Origin of the sequence: Nocardia sp. NPDC050799, from assembly GCF_040654015.1 — a bacterium.
In the GTDB taxonomy this organism is placed as follows: domain Bacteria; phylum Actinomycetota; class Actinomycetes; order Mycobacteriales; family Mycobacteriaceae; genus Nocardia.
Window position 1 is genome coordinate 1 of record NZ_JBFAHF010000028.1, and the last position, 19184, is coordinate 19184.

Genomic DNA, 19184 nt, shown 5'->3' on the forward strand with positions numbered 1-19184 from the left:
CCGGCGTCACCGACGCCGGGCGACCGGCCGCGTCGCCGGCATCCTCGGTGGTAACAGATGGGTACCTCCCGCCCATGTAATGATGGACGACGGCGAGTCCGGCGGCGATCGACCGCGCCCTGCGCGAGGTACGCCCAGCAGGTCGATAGCGGTCCGCCGTCGGCGAGGGCACCGCCGGAGGAAGCGAACAAGGCAGGCAAGGCAGGTTGATGGGTTCGGTTGTCGGTGAGCAGTGTGACCACCACCAGGAAGTGATGTAGGCATGACCCGAACGGCGCGCACACGACCCACCCGAACCCGGCGGCCCAGGGGGACCACCCTGCCCCAGCTCATGGCGACGGCGGTCGAGACCAACCCCTCGGGTATCGCGATCAGCTACGCCGACGCCACCGGTAACCTCGGCCGGCTCACCTACGCCGAACTGGACGAGCGCTCCAACCGGCTGGCCCGGCTGCTCATCGCCCGCGGTATCGGGCCCGAGGATCTGGTCGCGGTCGGGATCACCCGCTCGATCGAATCGGTGGTCGCGGTATGGGCGGTGGCCAAGACCGGCGCCGGTTATGTACCCGTCGACCCGACCTATCCGGTGGACCGCGTCACACATATGGTCCTCGATTCCGGTGCCGTCCTCGGCCTGACCGTCACGGAATCGTCCGGCGGATTGCCCGGTCAGGTGGACTGGGTATCCATCGACAGCGCGGAGATCGTCTCCGGCCTCGCGCAGTACTCGGCCGAACCGGTGTCCTTCGACGAGCGGCTGCGGCCGCTGCGCGCCGAGCATCCGGCCTACGTCATCTACACCTCGGGGTCGACCGGGACGCCGAAGGGCGTGGTGATCACGCAGGCCGGGCTGGCCGGGTTCTGCGCCGAGCAGCGGGAACGGTATCGCGTCGACACGACCGCTCGTACTCTGCACTTCGCCTCCCCCTCCTTCGACGCCTCGGTGCTGGAACTGCTGCTGGCGCTGGGCGGCGCGGCGACCATGGTGGTGGTCCCGCCCACGGTGTACGGCGGCGAGGAACTGGCCGGGCTGCTGCGCAGCGAAGGGGTGACCCATGCCTTCGTCACGCCGGCCGCGCTGGCCTCGATCGATCCGGCGGGCCTGGACGATCTGCGTGTCGTGATCACCGGCGGTGAAGCGTGCCCGCCGGACCTGGTGCGGCGCTGGGCGGTCCCCGCGGCGGACGGGCATCCGCGGGAGTTCTTCAACGCCTACGGCCCGACCGAGACCACGGTCGCGGTCAATATCAGTGGTCCGATGAAGCCGGACGAGCCGGTGAGCATCGGCGCGCCGACCCGTGGTATCACCGAATACGTCCTGGACGAACGGCTTTCTCCACTGCCGACCGGGGTGACGGGCGAACTCTATATCAGCGGCGCCCAATTGGCGCGCGGCTATCGCAACCGGCCCGGGCCGACCGCGGAACGTTTCGTGGCCAACCCGTTCGCCGACGACGGCTCCCGGCTCTACCGCACCGGCGACCTGGTGCGCTGGCTGGCCGACGGATCACTGGAATACGTGGGCCGCAACGACTTCCAGGTGAAGATCCGTGGCTTCCGGATCGAGCTCGGTGAGATCGACGCCGTACTGGCCGCACACGAATCGGTGGATTTCTCCGTCACCGTCGGCTACGAGCCCGCCAGCGGCGCGACCGTCCTGGCCGGCTATGTGCATCCGGCCGCCGGGGCCGCTGTCGACCCCGACGAGCTGCTCGAGCTGGCCGCGAGCCGGCTCCCCGCGTACATGGTTCCGGCGAGTATCACCGTCCTCGACGAGATCCCGCTTACTCCGGGCGGCAAGGTCGATCGCCGCGCGCTGCCCGAACCGCAGCTGCGGACCAAGGCGTACCGGGCGCCGGACAGCCCGTTGGAGAAGCAGGTCGCGGCTGTTTTCACTGACCTGCTGAATCCTGTCGATCCGGTCGGCGCGGACGACGACTTCTTCGAACTCGGCGGTAATTCGCTGATCGCCGCCCAGGTCGCGGGCCGGTTGGGCGCCACTGTGGACGCCCGGATTCCGGCACGGGTGTTGTTCGAGGCCCCGACGGTGGCCGAGTTCGCCGAACGGCTGGCCGAGCTGAGCGGATCCGGTGGCCATCGGCCGCTGGTGGCGCGGGAGCGGCCGGAGCGGGTGCCGTTGTCGTTGTCGCAGCAGCGGATGTGGTTCCTGAACCGGTTCGATCCGGGGTCGGTCGCCTACAACATTCCGATGGCGATCCGGTTGTCGGGTGCGCTCGATGTGGACGCTTTGCGTGCCGCCGTCGCGGATCTGGTGACGCGGCACGAGGTGTTGCGGACGGTGTATCCGGAGACCGAGTCGGGACCGGTGCAGGTGGTGTTGCCGGCCGGTGCGGCCGCGCCGCGGTTGCAGGTGGGTTCGGTTGCGGCGGGGGATGAGGTGTCGGCGGTGGCGGAGCTGGCGTCGGCCGGTTTCGATGTGACGGCCGAGGTGCCGATGCGGGTAGCCCTGTTCCGGGTGGACGGTGCGGCGGCCGCCGGTGCCGGATCGGATATCGGCGATGCGGTGGACGAATTCGTACTGGCGATGGTGGTGCACCATATCGCCGGTGACGGCTTGTCGGTGGCTCCGCTGACGCGGGATCTGATGACCGCGTATGTGGCGCGTACTGCCGGGGAAGCGCCGGGGTGGGCGCCGTTGCCGGTGCAGTACGCCGATTACGCGATGTGGCAGCGCGAGTTGCTGGGTGACGAATCCGATCCGGAGTCGATGGCGGCGGCTCAAATCGCCTATTGGCGGTCAGCGCTGGCCGGGGTGCCGGATCAGCTGGATCTGCCGACGGATCGGACGCGTCCGGCGGTGCAGTCCTTCGCGGGCGGCCGGGTCGAGGTCATTGTCGATGCCGAGATCCATGCCGGTTTGCAGCGGATCGCCCAGCAGCAGAACGCGACCCTTTTCATGGTCGTGCACGCGGCGCTGGCGGTGTTGCTGGCGCGCCTGTCGGGTACCGACGACATCACCATCGGCACGCCGGTGGCGGGTCGTGGTGAGCAGGCGCTCGATGATCTGATCGGTATGTTCGTGAACACGCTGGTGTTCCGGACCGAGCTGGATCGCGGTGAGTCGTTCGCGGATCTGCTGGCGCGGCAGCGTGAGGTCGATATCGCGGCGTTCGCGCACGGGGATGTGCCGTTCGAGCGGCTGGTAGAGGTACTCGACCCGGCCCGGTCACAGGCGCGGCACCCGTTGTTCCAGGTCGGTTTCGCGTTCCAGAACCTGGCGCCGTCCAGTCTGGAGTTGCCGGGCCTGACGGTTTCGGGGTTGGATTTCGATACCGCGATCTCGCAGTTCGATCTGAACCTGGACCTCGGTGATTCCTATGACGAATCGGGTGCGCCCCTGGGCGTGGCGGGTTATCTGACCTATGCCACCGCGTTGTTCGACCACACCACCGTTCAGGGATTCGCGGACCGCTTCGTACGCTTGCTGGCCGCAGTGGTAGCGGATTCTTCCGTGCCGGTCGGCGACCTCGAGATCCTGGCGCCGGTGGAGCGGACTCGGGTGCTGGAGCAGTGGAACGCCACCGCTTACCCCTTCACCCCTCGTCTGCTGCTGGAAGGCTTCGGCCGGGCGGTGACGGCTCACCCGGACCGGGTCGCGGTGTCGTTCGAGGGGACGAGTCTGTCCTATGACGAGTTCGCCACTCGGGTGAACCGGTTGGCGCGGTTGCTGATCGCGCAGGGTGTGGGTCCGGAGTCGCTGGTCGGTTTGCTGGTGTCCCGGTCACTGGACCTGGTGGTCGGGATGTATGCGGTGGTGGCCGCGGGCGGTGCGTATGTGCCCTTGGATCCGGCCCATCCGGCGGAGCGGATCGGCCACATCCTGGATACCGCGCGGCCGGCCTGCCTGCTGTCCACGACTACCGACGCGCGAACCGTCCGCGGCGACGCCGTCGCAGCCGACGCTGCCGATCCGGCTGAAATCGCCGGGGTGCCGTTGCTCTTCTCGGATACCCTCGATACCAGCGGCTTCGACCCTTCGCCGGTGACCGATGCGGATCGGCTCGCGCCGCTGCGGCCCGGCAATACCGCGTACGTCATCTTCACCTCGGGTTCGACCGGCCGCCCGAAGGGTGTGGCGGTGCCGCATTCGGCGATCGCGAACCAGGTGGCCTGGATGCTGTCGCAGTACCCGATGGGGCCCTCGGATGTGTATCTGCAGAAGACCGCGACCACGTTCGACGTGTCGTTGTGGGGTTACTTCCTGCCGCTGTCCGTCGGCGCCCAGTTGGTGGTGGCGACGCCGGATGGTCATCGTGACCCGGCCTACCTCGCGCAGGTGATCGCTGAACAGCAGGTCACGGTGACGGATTTCGTGCCGTCGATGTTGACGATGTTCGCCGCGCATACCGAGGCGGGGTCGATTCCGAGCCTGCGGCACGTATTCGTCATCGGTGAGGCCTTGCCCCCGGCAACGGTGACCGCGATGCACACGGTCTCCGATGCCGCGGTGCACAACTTGTACGGACCGACCGAGGCCGCGGTGTCGATCACCTATTGGCAGGCCACGGGCGCGGAGTCGGGGAGTGTGCCGATCGGTGCGCCGCAGTGGAACAGCCGGGTGTATGTGCTCGACAGCAGGTTGCGGCCGGTTCCCGTGGGCGTCACGGGTGAGTTGTATCTGGCCGGTGATCAGCTTGCTCGTGGATATGTGACGCGTCCGGACCTTTCTGCCGATCGGTTCGTGGCGAGCCCGTTCGGTACGGGACAGCGGATGTATCGCACGGGCGACCTGGTGCGGTGGCAGCGGGTCGGCGGTCAACCGGTACTCGAATATCTGGGGCGCACCGATTTCCAGGTGAAGTTCCGTGGCCAGCGCATCGAGCTCGGTGAGATCGAGTCCGCGTTCCTGGCCCGGCCCCAGGTGAGCCAGGCCGTGGTCACCGTCGCCGCTTCCCAGCTCGGTGAGCAACTCGTCGCCTACGTCGTGCCGGCCCCCGGCGCGCAGCCGAGCTCCGCCGAACTGCTGGCGGCTGTCCGGGATGTGCTGCCGACCTATATGGTTCCGGCGGCCGTGGTCGAGTTGGACGCGTTCCCGCTGAACACTTCCGGAAAGCTGGATCGTAAAGCGTTGCCGGCGCCGGTGTTCGAGACCAAGGAGTTCCGGGCGCCGTCGACTCCGATCGAGGAGATCGTGGCCGGTGTGTTCGCCGATGTCCTCGATGTGCGGCGGGTCGGCGCCGACGACGACTTCTTCGCGCTCGGTGGTAACTCGCTGATCGCCACCCAGGTCGCGGCCCGGCTGAGTGCGGCATTGGACACCACGGTCGCGGTCCGGTCGCTGTTCGAGACCTCCACCGTCGCCGCCTTGGCCGCGCGCATCCAGGAGCAGGCCGGTTCCGGCGGTCGGGCGGCGCTGGTGGCGCAGCCGCGTCCGACCCGGACCCTGCTGTCGGGCGAGACGGTGCCGGCGGCGCCGTTGTCGCCGGCGCAGCAGCGGATGTGGTTCCTGAACCGCTTCGACGCTGCTTCGGCGGCCTACAACCTGCCGTTGGCGATCCGCTTGTCGGGTGGTCTCGATGTGGACGCGTTGCGGCGGGCCGTCGCCGATGTCGTCGCGCGGCACGAGGTGCTGCGTACGGTCTACCCGGGGACCGAGTCCGGCCCGGTACAGGTGGTGTTGTCGGCCGGGCAGGCTGTTCCGCGGCTCGAGGTGCGGTCCGTGGCCGCCGGTGCGGTCGCGGCGGCGGTGGCGGAACTGGCGGCGGTGGGATTCGATGTGACCGCCGAGGTGCCGCTGCGGGTGGCGCTGTTCCGAGTGGACGACGCCGCCGACGAGTTCGTGATGGTGATGGTGGTGCACCACATCGCCGGTGACGGGTCCTCGGCGGGGCCGTTGACGCGGGATCTGATGATCGCGTACGCGGCCCGTGCGGCCGGGGAAGCCCCGGGTTGGCCGGCGTTGCCGGTGCAATATGCCGACTACAGCATCTGGCAGCGCGACCTGCTGGGCGACGAATCCGACGCGGAGTCGCCGGCGGCGCAGCAACTCGCCTTCTGGCAGTCGACGCTGGCCGGGGTGCCGGATCAGCTGGACCTGCCGATGGACCGGACGCGTCCGGCGGTGCAGTCGTTCGCCGGCCGCCGGGTGGAGCTCCATATCGACGCCGCGACCCACGCCGGTCTGCAGCGACTGGCACAGCAGCAGGGCGCCACTCTGTTCATGGTGGCGCATACGGCGTTCGCGGTGCTGTTGTCGCGGTTGTCCGGAAGCGATGACATCACCGTGGGTACCCCGGTCGCCGGTCGTGGTGAGCAGGCGCTCGACGATCTGATCGGTATGTTCGTCAACACGTTGGTGTTCCGGACACAGTTGGATCGCGGTGAGTCGTTCACGGATCTGCTGGCACGGCAGCGTGAAATCGATATCGCGGCGTTCGCGCATGCGGATGTGCCGTTCGAGCGTTTGGTCGAGGTGATCAACCCGGCGCGTTCGCAGGCGCGGCATCCGCTGTTCCAGGTCGGGTTCACCTTCCAGAATCTGGCGGCGTCGAGTTTGGAACTGCCGGGCCTGACGGTGTCCGGGGTGGAGATCGATACCGAGAACTCCCAGTTCGACCTGAACCTCGTCCTCGCCGACGCCTACGACGATTCGGGTGCTGCGCAGGGTGTGGTGGGTTACCTGACCTACGCCACGGCGTTGTTCGACCAGGAAACGGCGGAAGGCTTCGCCGACCGCTTCACCCGGTTGCTCGGCGAGATCGTGGCCGATCCCGCGACACCGGTCGGCGACTTCGAGATCCTGGCTCCCGCCGAGCGCACCCGCGTGGTGACGGAGTGGAACGCGACCGAGCACGCGGTGCCGGAGCAATTGCTGCTGGACGGGTTCGAGCGGGCCGTGGCCGCGTATCCGGATCGGGTGGCGGTGTCGTTCGAGGGGACCGAACTGACCTACGCCGAGTTCGCGGGACGGGTGAACCGGTTGGCGCGGTTGTTGATCGCGCGGGGTGTGGGTCCGGAATCACTGGTCGGGGTGCTGATCTCCCGGTCTGTCGACCTGGTGGTCGGCATGTATGCGGTGGTGGCGGCGGGTGGTGCGTATGTGCCGCTGGACCCGGCGCATCCCGCCGAACGTATCGGCTACATTCTCGATACCGCGGCACCGGTGTGTCTGCTGACCACCACCGCCGACGCGCGGACCGTCGGTATCGGCGCGGAAGGCGGCGCCGATGCGGACATGCCGGCGGGCGTACCGATGCTGGCCCTGGACAGCCTCGATACCGATCGTTTCGACTCGTCGCCGGTGACCGACGCGGATCGGTCGGCGCCGGTGCGGCTGTCGAATACGGCGTATGTGATCTTCACGTCGGGTTCGACGGGCCGGCCGAAAGGCGTGGCGGTTTCGCATGCGGCGATCGGCAATCAGATCGCGTGGTGGCTGGCGCAGTACCGGCTGGACGCCGACGATGTGTATCTGCAGAAGACGGCGACGACGTTCGACGTGTCGCTGTGGGGTTATTTCCTGCCGCTGGCAGTGGGAGCGCGCCTGGTCGTCGCGACCCCCGACGGTCATCGGGATGCCGAGTACCTGGCGCGGGTCATCGCCGAGCAGCGGGTGACGATGACGGACTTCGTGCCCTCGATGCTGGGGATGTTCGCCGCGCATACCCCGGCGGGTTCGATTCCCTCGCTCCAGCACGTATTCGCGCTCGGTGAAGCGCTGCCACCGGAGACGGTCGGTGCGATGCAGGCGATCTCCGGTGCCGCGGTCCACAACGTCTACGGTCCGACCGAGGCGGCGGTGACGGTGACGTACTGGCAGGCGACCGGTACCGAGTCGACCAGTGTGCCGATCGGTGTGCCGGAGTGGAACACCCGCGTGTATGTGCTGGATTCGCGGTTGCGGCCGGTGGCGCCGGGGGTCACGGGTGAGTTGTATCTGGCGGGCGATCAGTTGGCTCGCGGATATGTGACACGTCCGGATCTGTCGGCGGATCGTTTCGTGGCTAATCCGTTCGGTGCCGGTCAGCGGATGTATCGCACAGGTGATCTGGTGCGGTGGCGCCGGGCCGAGACCCTGGTCGAGGGCCGCCCGGAGATCCGGCCGGCGCTGGAATATCTGGGTCGTACCGATTTCCAGGTGAAGTTCCGCGGCCAGCGGATCGAACTGGGTGAGATCGAATCGGCGTTGCTGGCGCAGCCGGTGGTGAGCCAGGCCGTCGTGACGGTCACGGCGTCCGAACTGGGTGAGCAATTGGTCGCCTACGTGGTGCCCGCACCCGGCGAGCAGATCGTTTCCGCGGCGCTGCTGGACGCGCTGCGCGGCGTGTTGCCGGTCTACATGGTGCCGGGTGCGGTGGTCGTGCTCGACACGTTCCCGTTGAACACCTCCGGGAAGCTGGATCGTAAGGCATTGCCGGCCCCGGTGTTCGAGACGCGGGAGTTCCGGGCGCCGTCGACTCCGGTCGAGGAGATCGTGGCGGGGGTCTTCGCCGAGGTCCTCGGTATCGAGCGGGTCGGTGCGGATGATGATTTCTTCGCCCTCGGTGGTAACTCGCTGATCGCAACGCAGGTGACGGCCCGGCTGGGTGCGGCGCTGGATACCCAGGTGCCGGTACGGGTGCTGTTCGAAGCTTCCACCGTGGCGGGGCTGGCGGTGCGGGTGGAACAGCAGGCCGGATCGGGACGTAGGGCACTGGTGGCGGGGCCGCGGCCGGACCAGGTGCCGTTGTCGTTGGCCCAGCAGCGGATGTGGTTCCTCAATCGTTTCGATCAACAGTCGGCGGCCTACAACATTCCATTGGCCATTCGCCTGTCGGGCGAGCTGGATGTGGCCGCGCTGCGGGCGGCGGTGGCCGATCTGGTAGCGCGGCACGAGGTGTTGCGCACGGTGTACCCGGAAACCGAGAACGGTCCGGTGCAGGTGGTGCTACCCGCCGGTGATGCCACGCCGCGGCTGGAGGTGCGTTCGGTGGCCGCCGCGGAGGTGGTGGCCGCCGTGGCCGAGCTGGTATCGGTCGGTTTCGATGTGACGGCCGAAGTGCCGCTGCGGGTGGCGCTGTTCGAGCTGGTCGATTCCGGTGCGGCGGGCGATGGATCCGCCGCCGGCGACGCGCCCGGCGCGACCGGTGATTTCGTCTTGGCGATGGTGGTGCACCATATCGCCGGTGACGGCTCGTCCTCAGGACCGTTGGCCCGCGATGTGATGACCGCCTATGCCGCCCGTACGGCCGGACTCGAACCGGGGTGGGCGCCGTTGCCGGTGCAGTACGCCGACTACGCGCTGTGGCAGCGCGAACTGCTGGGCGACGAAGCCGATCCGGAGTCGCTGGCGGCCGCGCAGATCGCCTACTGGCGGTCGGCGCTGGCCGGGGCGCCGGATCAACTGGACCTGCCCAGCGACCGGCCGCGCCCGGCGGTGCAGTCCTATGCCGGTGGCCGGGTCGAGGTGCGGATCGACGCCGAAACCCATGCCGGCCTGCTGCGGTTGGCGCAACAGCACCACGCGACGCTGTTCATGGTGGTGCATTCGGCATTCGCGCTGCTGCTGTCGCGGCTGTCCGGGACCGAGGACATCACCATCGGTACCCCGGTGGCCGGTCGCGGCGAGCAGGCTCTCGATGATCTGATCGGTATGTTCGTGAATACGCTGGTGTTCCGGACCCGGCTGGACCGTGGGGAGTCGTTCACCGACCTGCTGGCGCGCCAGCGTGAGGTGGATATCGCCGCCTTCGCGCATGCGGATGTGCCGTTCGAGCGTCTGGTGGAGGTACTCAACCCGGCACGATCCACCGCGCGCCATCCGCTGTTCCAGGTGGGATTCTCGTTCCAGAACCTGGCGCAGACCAGTCTGGAACTGCCCGGCCTGACGGTGGCGGGCGTCGATATCGACGCCGAGATGTCGCAATTCGATCTGCATCTGATCGTGGGTGACGTCTACGACGAAACGGGCACTGCCCAGGGCATGGCGGGTTACCTGACCTATGCCACCGCGTTGTTCGACCACACCACGGTGCAGGGATTCGTGGACCGGTTGCTCCGCGTGCTGGCCGGGATCGCGGCCGACCCCTCCGTGCCGGTGGGCGATATCGAGATCCTGGCTCCCACGGAGCGGACGACGGTTGTCGAGGACCGGAATTCGACCGAGCGGCAACTCGACTCGTCGGCGACATTGGCATCGCTGCTGGATGCCACGGTCGCGGCCGGACCGTACGAGACCGCCGTGGTGGCCGCCGGCGGTGGGCATCTGACGTATGCCGAATTGGGTGCGCGGGTCAACCGATTGGCGCGATACCTGATCGGCGAGGGTGTGGGCCCGGAGGACCGGGTGGCGCTGGCGTTGCGGCGGTCGGTGGACCTGGTGGTCGCGATGTACGCGGTGACCGCGGCCGGTGGTGTGTATGTGCCGGTGGACCCGGACCAGCCGGCCGAGCGCAGTGGCTACATCCTCGACACCGCGGTACCGGTGTGTGTGCTGACCACCACCGACACCGGATTCGCCGGCACCGGTGAGGTTCCGCTGGTGCTGTTGGATCAGCTGGACCTCGATGGTTTCGATACGAGCCCGGTGTCGGATGCCGAGCGTGTGACGGCGTTGCGTGCCGGCAATACGGCGTATGTGATCTTCACATCGGGTTCGACGGGCCGCCCGAAGGGCGTGGCGGTCCCGCATGTAGCGATCGCGAACCAGCTGCGGTATGTGGTAGCCGAGTTCGGCATGGGTCCCGAAGACGCGGTGTTGTTGAAGACCGCGGCGACGTTCGATCTGTCGGTGTGGGAGTTCTGGACCGCGGCGGTGTGCGGCGGCCGGATGGTCATCGCCGAACCGCAGGGCCATCGGGATCCGGGCTATCTGACCGGGTTGATGCGCCGTGCACAGGTGACCACGTTGACGGTGGTGCCGTCGATGCTGGACGGGCTGCTGGCCACGGGTGAGGGCCTGACGGGATCGTTGCGGCGGGTGCTGGCCATCGGTGAAGCCTTGCCGGCGGCGACGGCGCAGAAGATGCTGGGCGAGTTCCCGGGTGTCGGGTTGTTCAACCTGTACGGTCCGACCGAGGCCGCGGTCTCGATCACCACGCACAAGGTGACCGCCGCGGATCGGACCTCGGTGCCGATCGGTGTGCCGCAATGGAACAGCCGGGTGTATGTGCTGGACGGTCGTTTGCGGCCGGTACCCGATGGTGTGGCGGGTGAGTTGTATCTGGCCGGTGCGCAGTTGGCGCACGGTTACTTCGCTCGCCCGGATCTGAGTGCCGAGCGGTTCGTCGCCGATCCGTTCGTGGCGGGCCGGCGGATGTATCGCACTGGTGACGTGGTGGTGTGGAACACCGATGGCGAGCTGGAGTATCGGGGCCGGTCCGATTTCCAGGTCAAGGTGCGCGGGTTCCGTATCGAGTTGGGCGAGATCGAGGCGGCGTTGTTGGCGTTGCCGCAGGTCGCGCAGGCTGTGGTGGTCGCCGGGTCCGATCCACGGACCGGGGATCGTTTGGTCGGGTACGTGGTGCCTGCCGGCGGGGCCGGGGTCACGAGCGAGGCCCCCGGGCTGGATCCGGTCGATCTTCGGGCGGAGCTGGGGCGGCGATTGCCGTCGTACATGGTGCCGGCGGTGTTCGTCGAACTCGCGGCGTTGCCGTTGACGGTGAACGGAAAGCTGGACCGTAAAGCACTGCCGGAACCGGTGTTCGAGGCGCGCGAGTTCCGGGCCCCCTCGACCCCGGTCGAGGCGATCGTGGCCGGGATCTTCGCCGAAGTCCTCGGTATCGAGCGGGTCGGGGCCGAGGACGACTTCTTCTCTCTCGGTGGCAACTCGCTGATCGCGACGCAGGTGGCCGCCCGGTTGGGTAAGGCGTTGGATACCCAGGTGCCGGTGCGGGTGCTGTTCGAGGCGCCGACGGTGGCCGCGCTGGCGGTACGGGCCGAACAGCACGCCGGAACCGGTGGACGGAAGGCCCTGCTGGCAGGTCCGCGACCGGAATTTGTGCCGTTGTCGCCGGCCCAGCAGCGCATGTGGTTCCTCAACCGGTTCGATCCCGGATCGGCGGCCTACAACATCCCCGCCGCGATCCGCCTCTCCGGTGGGCTCGATGTGGCCGCGCTGCGGTACGCCGTGGCCGATGTGATGCAGCGGCACGAGACCCTGCGCACCGTGTACCCGGCGCAAGACGGGCAGCCGTACCAGCTGGTGCTGCCGGCCGGCCGAGCCGCGCCCGACCTCACTCCTCTTCCGGTGCGGGCGGACGAATTGCTCGACCGGGTCACCGGCGTGGTCGCCGCCGGCTTCGATGTGACGACCGAGGTGCCGTTGCGGGTGGCGCTGTTCCAGCCGGCCGAGGACGAATACGTGCTGGTGGCCGTGGTGCATCACATCAGCGCCGACGGCTGGTCGATAGCGCCGCTGACCCGGGATCTGATCACCGCGTACATGGCGCGCGCCGTGGACACCACCCCCGGGTGGGCGCCGCTGCCGGTGCAGTATGCCGACTACAGCCTCTGGCAGCGGGAGGTCCTCGGCTCGGAGCACGATCCGGACAGCCTGTTCAATGCGCAGGTCGAGTACTGGCGCACGGCGCTGGCCGGCCTGCCGGACGAGTTGAACCTGCCGGCCGATCGGCCGCGGCCGAGCGTGCAGTCGTTCGCCGGCGGCACGGTGGCGTTCCCGATCGATGCCGAGGTGCACGCGGCTCTGACACGGTTGGCCGCCGAACACAACGCGACCGTGTTCATGGTGGTGCACGCGGTGCTGGCGCTGTTCCTGGCGCGGATGTCCGGCACCGACGACGTGGCGGTGGGCACACCCGTCGCCGGGCGCGGTGAGGCCGAACTCGACGACGTGGTCGGAATGTTCGTCAACATGCTGGTACTGCGGTCGCAGATACGAAGCGAGCTGAGCTTCGGCGAATTCCTCGCGGCGACCAGGGAAACCGACCTGCAGGCGTTCGCGAACGCGGACGTGCCGTTCGAGCGATTGGTGGAAGTGGTGGGGGTGCAGCGTTCCACCGCCCGGCATCCGCTCTTCCAAGTGGCCCTCTCATTCGAGAACCTACCGGTCACCGAGGTCGAGCTGCCCGGACTGCGCATCGGCGCCGTCGATTTCGATGTCGAGATCGCCAAGTTCGATCTCTCGCTCGATGTCGTCGAAACCGGCGCCGGTATGGCGGCACAGTTCTCCTACGCCCGCGCACTGTTCGACGCGGACACCGTCGAGCTCTTCGCGCGCCGGTTCCTGCGCCTGCTGACCGCTGTCACCCGGACCCCGGAAGCGCGCATCGGTGATCTCCCGATCATCGACGAGTCCGAACACCGGCTGCTCACCCATGTCCACGGTGGTCCGGCGGTGCCGGCTCGTACGTTGCCGGAGTTGCTGGCGGATGCGGTGGCCGGGGACCGGTCGGCGCCGGCGGTGGTGTTCCGGGATCAGCGCCTGTCCTACGGCGAGATGGACGAGCGTTCGAACCGGCTGGCGCGAATGTTGATCGAACGCGGGCTGGGAGCCGAGGATCTGGTGGCCGTGGCGGTGCCGCGGTCGGCGGATTCGGTGCTGGCGGAGTGGGCGGTCAGCAAGTCGGGTGCGGCGTTCGTGCCGGTCGATCCGACCTATCCGGCGGACCGGATCGCGCATATGCTCACCGATTCCCGGGCACGGGTGGGTGTGACGGTGTCGTCGGTGCGGGCGGAGCTGCCGGATTCGGTGGATTGGCTGGTGCTCGACGAGCAGGATTCGCGGCGATACTCCGGTGCTCCTGTCACCGACGCCGACCGGGTCCGTCCGCTGACTCCGGCGAACACCGCCTACGTCATCTACACCTCGGGCTCCACGGGTCTGCCCAAGGGTGTCGTCGTCACGCATGCCGGTCTGGCGAACTTCAGTGCCGAACAGGTCGAAAGATACGGACTGAACCGGCATTCCCGGGCGCTGGCGTTCGCGTCCCCGAGTTTCGACGCCTCGATCCTGGAGCTGCTGCTGGCGGCGGGTTCCGCGGGCGCCCTGGTGGTGGTACCGCCGGGGACCTACGGCGGCGCCGAGCTCGGCGAGCTGATCGCCCGGGAGCGGGTGACGGTCGGATTGATCACGCCGTCGGTGCTGGCCTCGCTGGACCCGGCCGATCTGGCGGGGATGCGGGTCATCATCGCCGGTGGCGAGGCCATCTCGGCGGATCTGGTGGCCAAGTGGTCCCCGGCCCGCGACGGTGGGGTCGAGCGCCGGCTGCACAACGCCTACGGTCCGACCGAGGCGACTGTCGCGACGAATATCAGTGGTGCGCTGCTGCCGGGCGATCCGGTGACGATCGGTGGCCCGGTGCGGGGTATGCGCGTGCTGGTACTGGACGATCGGTTGAACCCGGTCCCCGAGGGTGTGGCCGGTGAGCTGTATGTCGGTGGTATCCAGCTGGCGCGCGGCTATCACGCGCGAGCGGGTCTGACGGCGCAGCGATTCGTCGCCGACCCGTTCGGTGCGCCGGGGTCGCGGTTGTACCGCACGGGTGACATCGTGCGCTGGCGGCGCGACGGTGCCGGTGATCCCGCGGTGGAGTATGTGGGCCGCAACGACTTCCAGGTCAAGATCCGCGGTTTCCGTATCGAACTCGGCGAGATCGACTCCGCGCTGACCTCGTCCGACGGTGTCGGCTTCGCGGTCACGGTCGGGCACCGCAACCCGGCCGGTGTCATGTCGCTGGTGTCGTATGTGGTGGCCGCACCGGGAGCTTCGGTCGATACGGCGGGCGTGCGCGCGCATGCCGAGGCGCTACTGCCGGGCCATATGGTGCCGTCGTCGATCATGGTGATCGACGAGATCCCGCTGACCCCCGCCGGGAAGCTGGACCGCCACGCGCTGCCCGAACCGGTGTTCGCGGCCGATGCCGGCTACCGCGCCCCGCGCACACCGCTGGAACAGGCCGTCGCCGAAGTCTTCGCCGAAGTCCTGGGCGTGGACCGGGTGGGTGTGGACGATTCGTTCTTCGCCCTCGGCGGCAACTCGCTGCTCGCGACCAAGGTGGTGGCCCGGCTGGGTGCGGTCACCGGGGCCGAGATCAGCGTGCAGTGGATGTTCACCGCGGCGACGGTCGCCGGGCTCGCCGCCCGGATCGTCGAGCCGGGTGCCGCGGCGGAACTGTCCGAGGCGGCATTGCGGGTGGTGCTGCCGATCCGGGACACCGGTACGGCGACCCCGATTTTCGCGGTCCACGCCCGGGACGGGCTGGCGTGGAGCTTCGCCGCGCTGACCGGACTGCTGCCGGACGATCAGCCGATCTACGGTCTCCAGTCGCCGGCCTACACCGAACCCGACTACGCGCCGGGCTCGCTGGCGGAGATCGCGGCCCGCTATCTGTCGGAGATCCGGCGGATCCAGCCCGACGGTCCGTACCGCCTGCTCGGCTGGTCCATGGGCGGCGTGCTGGCCCATGCCATCGCGACCGAATTGCAGGCGGCGGGGGAGCAGGTGGAGATGCTGGCCCTGCTCGACAGCCATCCCGCCGTCGATCCGGGAATCTTCGAAACCCTGCTCCGTGCGGCGCTGGTGGAACAGGGCATCGTGACCGAGGAAGCGGGGACGGACCGGGGTGTCGGCGAACTCGACGACGCCGAACTGGAACGGCTGCACGAACTGATCCCGCCGGAGTTGCTGACCCTGCCGGTGGAACGGTTGCGCGGGGTGTACCGGACCGCGGCGCGGTCCGCGGAACTGATCTCCGAACACCGGCCCCGGACCTACAGCGGTGTCATCGATTTCTTCCGCGCCGAGGTACCCACACCGGGTGCACGGCAGGCCGGCCCGCGGGCGGAGGACTGGTTGCCGTACGTGGCCGGCGAAATCGTCGAATACGCGGTACCGGCGACACACGACGATATGACGACGGTGGAATCGTTCGCGGTGATCGCGCCACGACTGCTGGCCCGGCTCCAGGGCACGGCCGGCGAAGAGGGGGTTCCGGTAGTAACCGCCGAAAAACCAACGGATATGGCGTAGCCGCCGCCGACCGCTGGTGAAGACCCGCTCGGTCTGCGGTGTGGGTCGGTTACTGGTTGGCTTGCCTCCCAACGTGGTTGGTGGGTTCGGGAGGTCGGTTCGTGGCGACTCGGGTGTTCGCGGATGAGGAGTTGGCGCGTCTGCGGGAGTTCCCGGAGATCGGGCGTGAGGAGTTGTTCCGGTTCTTCACGCTCTCACCGGCGGATCTGGCGTTCGTCGATCCCGGTCGCGGTCGTGGTCCCGCTGATCGGCTCGGTATCGCGATCGCGTTGTGCACGTTGCCGTGGTTGGGTTTCGTGCCTGATCGGGTGGTGACCGCGCCGCCGGTCGCGGTAGCGCGGTTGGCCGAGCAGCTGCGTGTCGACGGTACCGAGATCCGTTCCTACGGGCGCCGTGCGCAGACCCGCACCGATCATCTGCGCCTGGTCGCCCAGTATCTGGGCTGGCGTGCCGCCGGTTCGCTCGAACTCAAGGAGCTCGACGAGTTCCTGCTGGCGCGGGCGATGGAGGACGATTCCCCGACCCTGCTGTTCCGGTTGGGGTGTGAGTATCTGATCTCGGCGCGGGTGATCCGCCCGGGCCCGGTGAGCATGGTCGAACGCATCGCCCACGCCCGTGAGCAGGCCCAGCGCGAGACCTACGACCGCCTGGCCCACGAGTTCACCCCGCAACGGTGCGCCGAGCTGGACGCGCTGCTGACCGTCGATGCCTCGCTGGGGGTGTCGCGGTTGCGGTGGCTGTCGACCGGTCCGGTGGAGGCGTCGGCGGCCGCGGTGCGCGCCGAGGTCGACAAGCTGGCGTTCCTACGTGGGTTGGGCGCGGATCGCCTCGACATGTCGGTGCTGCCCGCCGAGCGGCGCCGGTTCTTGGCCGCGATGGGGCGCCGGTTGACCCCGCAGGCGCTGGAACGCCGGAATCCGCAGCGGCGGTATCCGATCCTGCTCACTGTGCTGGCCCAGTCCGGCACCGATGTCCTCGACGAGGTCGTGGTGTTGTTCGATCAGGCGATCTCGGCGAAGTTCGGGGCCGCCGAACGCCGGATGCAGCAGGAACTGGCCGAACGCGGCAAATCCGGAGAAGACCGCCAGGCCCTGCTCGACGACCTCCTGGCCATCGTCACCGATCCGGCGGTGGCCGATGAGGAGATCGGCGCGCTGATCCGCGGCGATGCGATCGGGTGGGAACGCCTGCGGGCCGCGATCGCGCAGGCCAAACCCCGGTTGCCGCGTGATCACGGGCATCTGGCCGCGCTGGATTCCTCCTACAACTACCTGCGCCAGTTCACCCCCGCGGTGCTGTCGACGGTGGAGTTCGCGGGTGGGACCGCGGCGAGTGAGCTGCTGATCGCGGTCGCGATGCTGCGCGAGCTCAACGCCACCGGCCGGCGGAAGGTCTTCGACGAGGCCCCGACCGGGTTCGTGCCCACGAAGTGGCGCGGCTACCTCGACCAGGCCCGAAAATCCGGCAGCGCCACCGCCTACCGGCACTACTGGGAGCTGTGCGTGCTGCTCGGGCTACGCGACGGGCTGCGCAGCGGGGACGTGTACGTACCAGGCTCACGCCGCTACGCCGACCTGGCCGCCTACCTACTCACCAGCGAGCAGTGGGAACCGCAACGTGACGAACTCTGCCGCCTGGTCAGGCGCTCGGCCGACCCCGGCGTCGCCCTGGCCGCCGTCGTCGAAGAACTGCACACCGCGGTCGGCGAGCTGGAGGCGGTCCTGGCCGAGGGCGAGGGCCCGGTGCGCCTGGGCGGCGAGTCCGGAGACCTGATCGTCTCCCCGTTGACCGCCGAGGATGTTCCGGCCGAGGCGGTCTCGCTCAAGGCCGAGCTGACCGAGATGCTGCCGTTCGCGCCGATCGTGTCGCTGTTGATCGAGCTGGACAAACGCACCGGCTACCTGGACTGTTTCACCCACGCCGGCGGCCAGGCCACCCGCACCCCGGAGCTGAAACGCAACCTGATCGCGGTGCTGCTGGCGCACTCGACCAACCTCGGGTTGACGCGGATGGCCGAGGCCTGCGGCATCTCCTACGACATCTTGTCCTGGACCGACGAATGGTACGTGCGCGAGGAGACCCTGCGCGCGGCCAACCTCGCGATCATCGACTACCACCAGCGGCTCCCGCTGGCCCCGGTGTTCGGCGCCGGGACGCTGTCCTCCAGCGATGGGCAGCGGTTCCCGACGCGCGGGAGATCGACCACCGCGCGGCCGTTGAGCCGCTACTTCGCCAACGAGGGCCTGTCGACCTACACCCATGTCACCGACCAGCACGCCACCTACGGCACCAAGGTGATCGTCGCGACCAAACGCGAAGCCCACTACGTGCTCGACGAGATCCTGGGCAACGCCACGGATCTGCCGATCACCGAACACGCCACCGACACCCACGGGGTGACCCTGGTGAACTTCGGGTTGTTCGATCTGCTGGGGATGCAGCTCTCCCCGCGGATCCGGGATCTGGGCCGGATCACCCTCTACCGGCCGGGCCCGCGCGCCGACGCCGAGGCCCGGTTCCCGCACGCGGGCCCGCTGATGACCCGCAAAGCCAACCTCGGTCTGATCGCCGAGCACTGGGACGACCTGCTCCGGCTGGCCGGATCGCTGAAGTTCGGGCACGCCACCGCCTCCCTGCTGGTCGGCAAGCTTTCCGCCTCCGGCCGCCAGAACACCCTGGCGGCGGCGCTCAAGGAGTACGGGGCGCTGCGGCGCACCATCTACGCCGCGAAGTATCTCGCCGATCCGGACTACCGGCGCAAGATCGCCCGCCAGCTCAACAAGGGCGAATCCCTGCACGCCCTGCGCCGCGACCTGCTGTATGCGCACGAGGGCATGATCCGGGCCCGCCAGCTCGCTGATCAGACCGAGCAGGCTTGGTGTCTGACCCTGGCGACCAACGCTGTGATCGCGTGGACCACGGAGTATTACGGGCTCGCGGTTGAGCAGATGCGCCGGACCGGGCAGCGGATCGACGACGAGGTCCTGGCCCATATCTCCCCGGCCCACAGCGCCAATATCAACTTCTTCGGCGCGATCGAAGTCGACATCGACGCCGAACTCGCCGCGCTCGGCCCGACGGGCTACCGGCCGCTGCGGGTACGTGACACGCTGTTCTGACCTCCTGGACCCGAGAGGACGACCCCGATGCCCGAGGAACCAGATTCCGATGCCGAGCGCCCGGTCCAACCGCCTGCGAGCAGCGCCGAGGCCGACGTCAACCCGGGGGTCGGGGAATATTGCTGAGAAATCCGGCG

At 68.6% G+C, this 19184-nt stretch carries 2 protein-coding genes; both read left to right on the plus strand.

The window, feature by feature from the left end; genetic code table 11:
• Nucleotides 1-262: 262 nt before the first annotated feature.
• A complete protein-coding gene (locus AB0H42_RS25385; protein ID WP_357060081.1) occupies nucleotides 263-15928 on the plus strand; it encodes a non-ribosomal peptide synthase/polyketide synthase in 15666 nt (5221 codons plus the stop codon).
• A gap of 101 nt (nucleotides 15929-16029) precedes the next feature.
• Nucleotides 16030-19047 (plus strand): Tn3 family transposase, encoded by a 3018-nt coding sequence (locus tag AB0H42_RS25390; protein WP_357060084.1) that lies wholly within the window; start codon nucleotides 16030-16032, stop codon nucleotides 19045-19047.
• The last annotated feature ends 137 nt before the right edge of the window (nucleotides 19048-19184 follow it).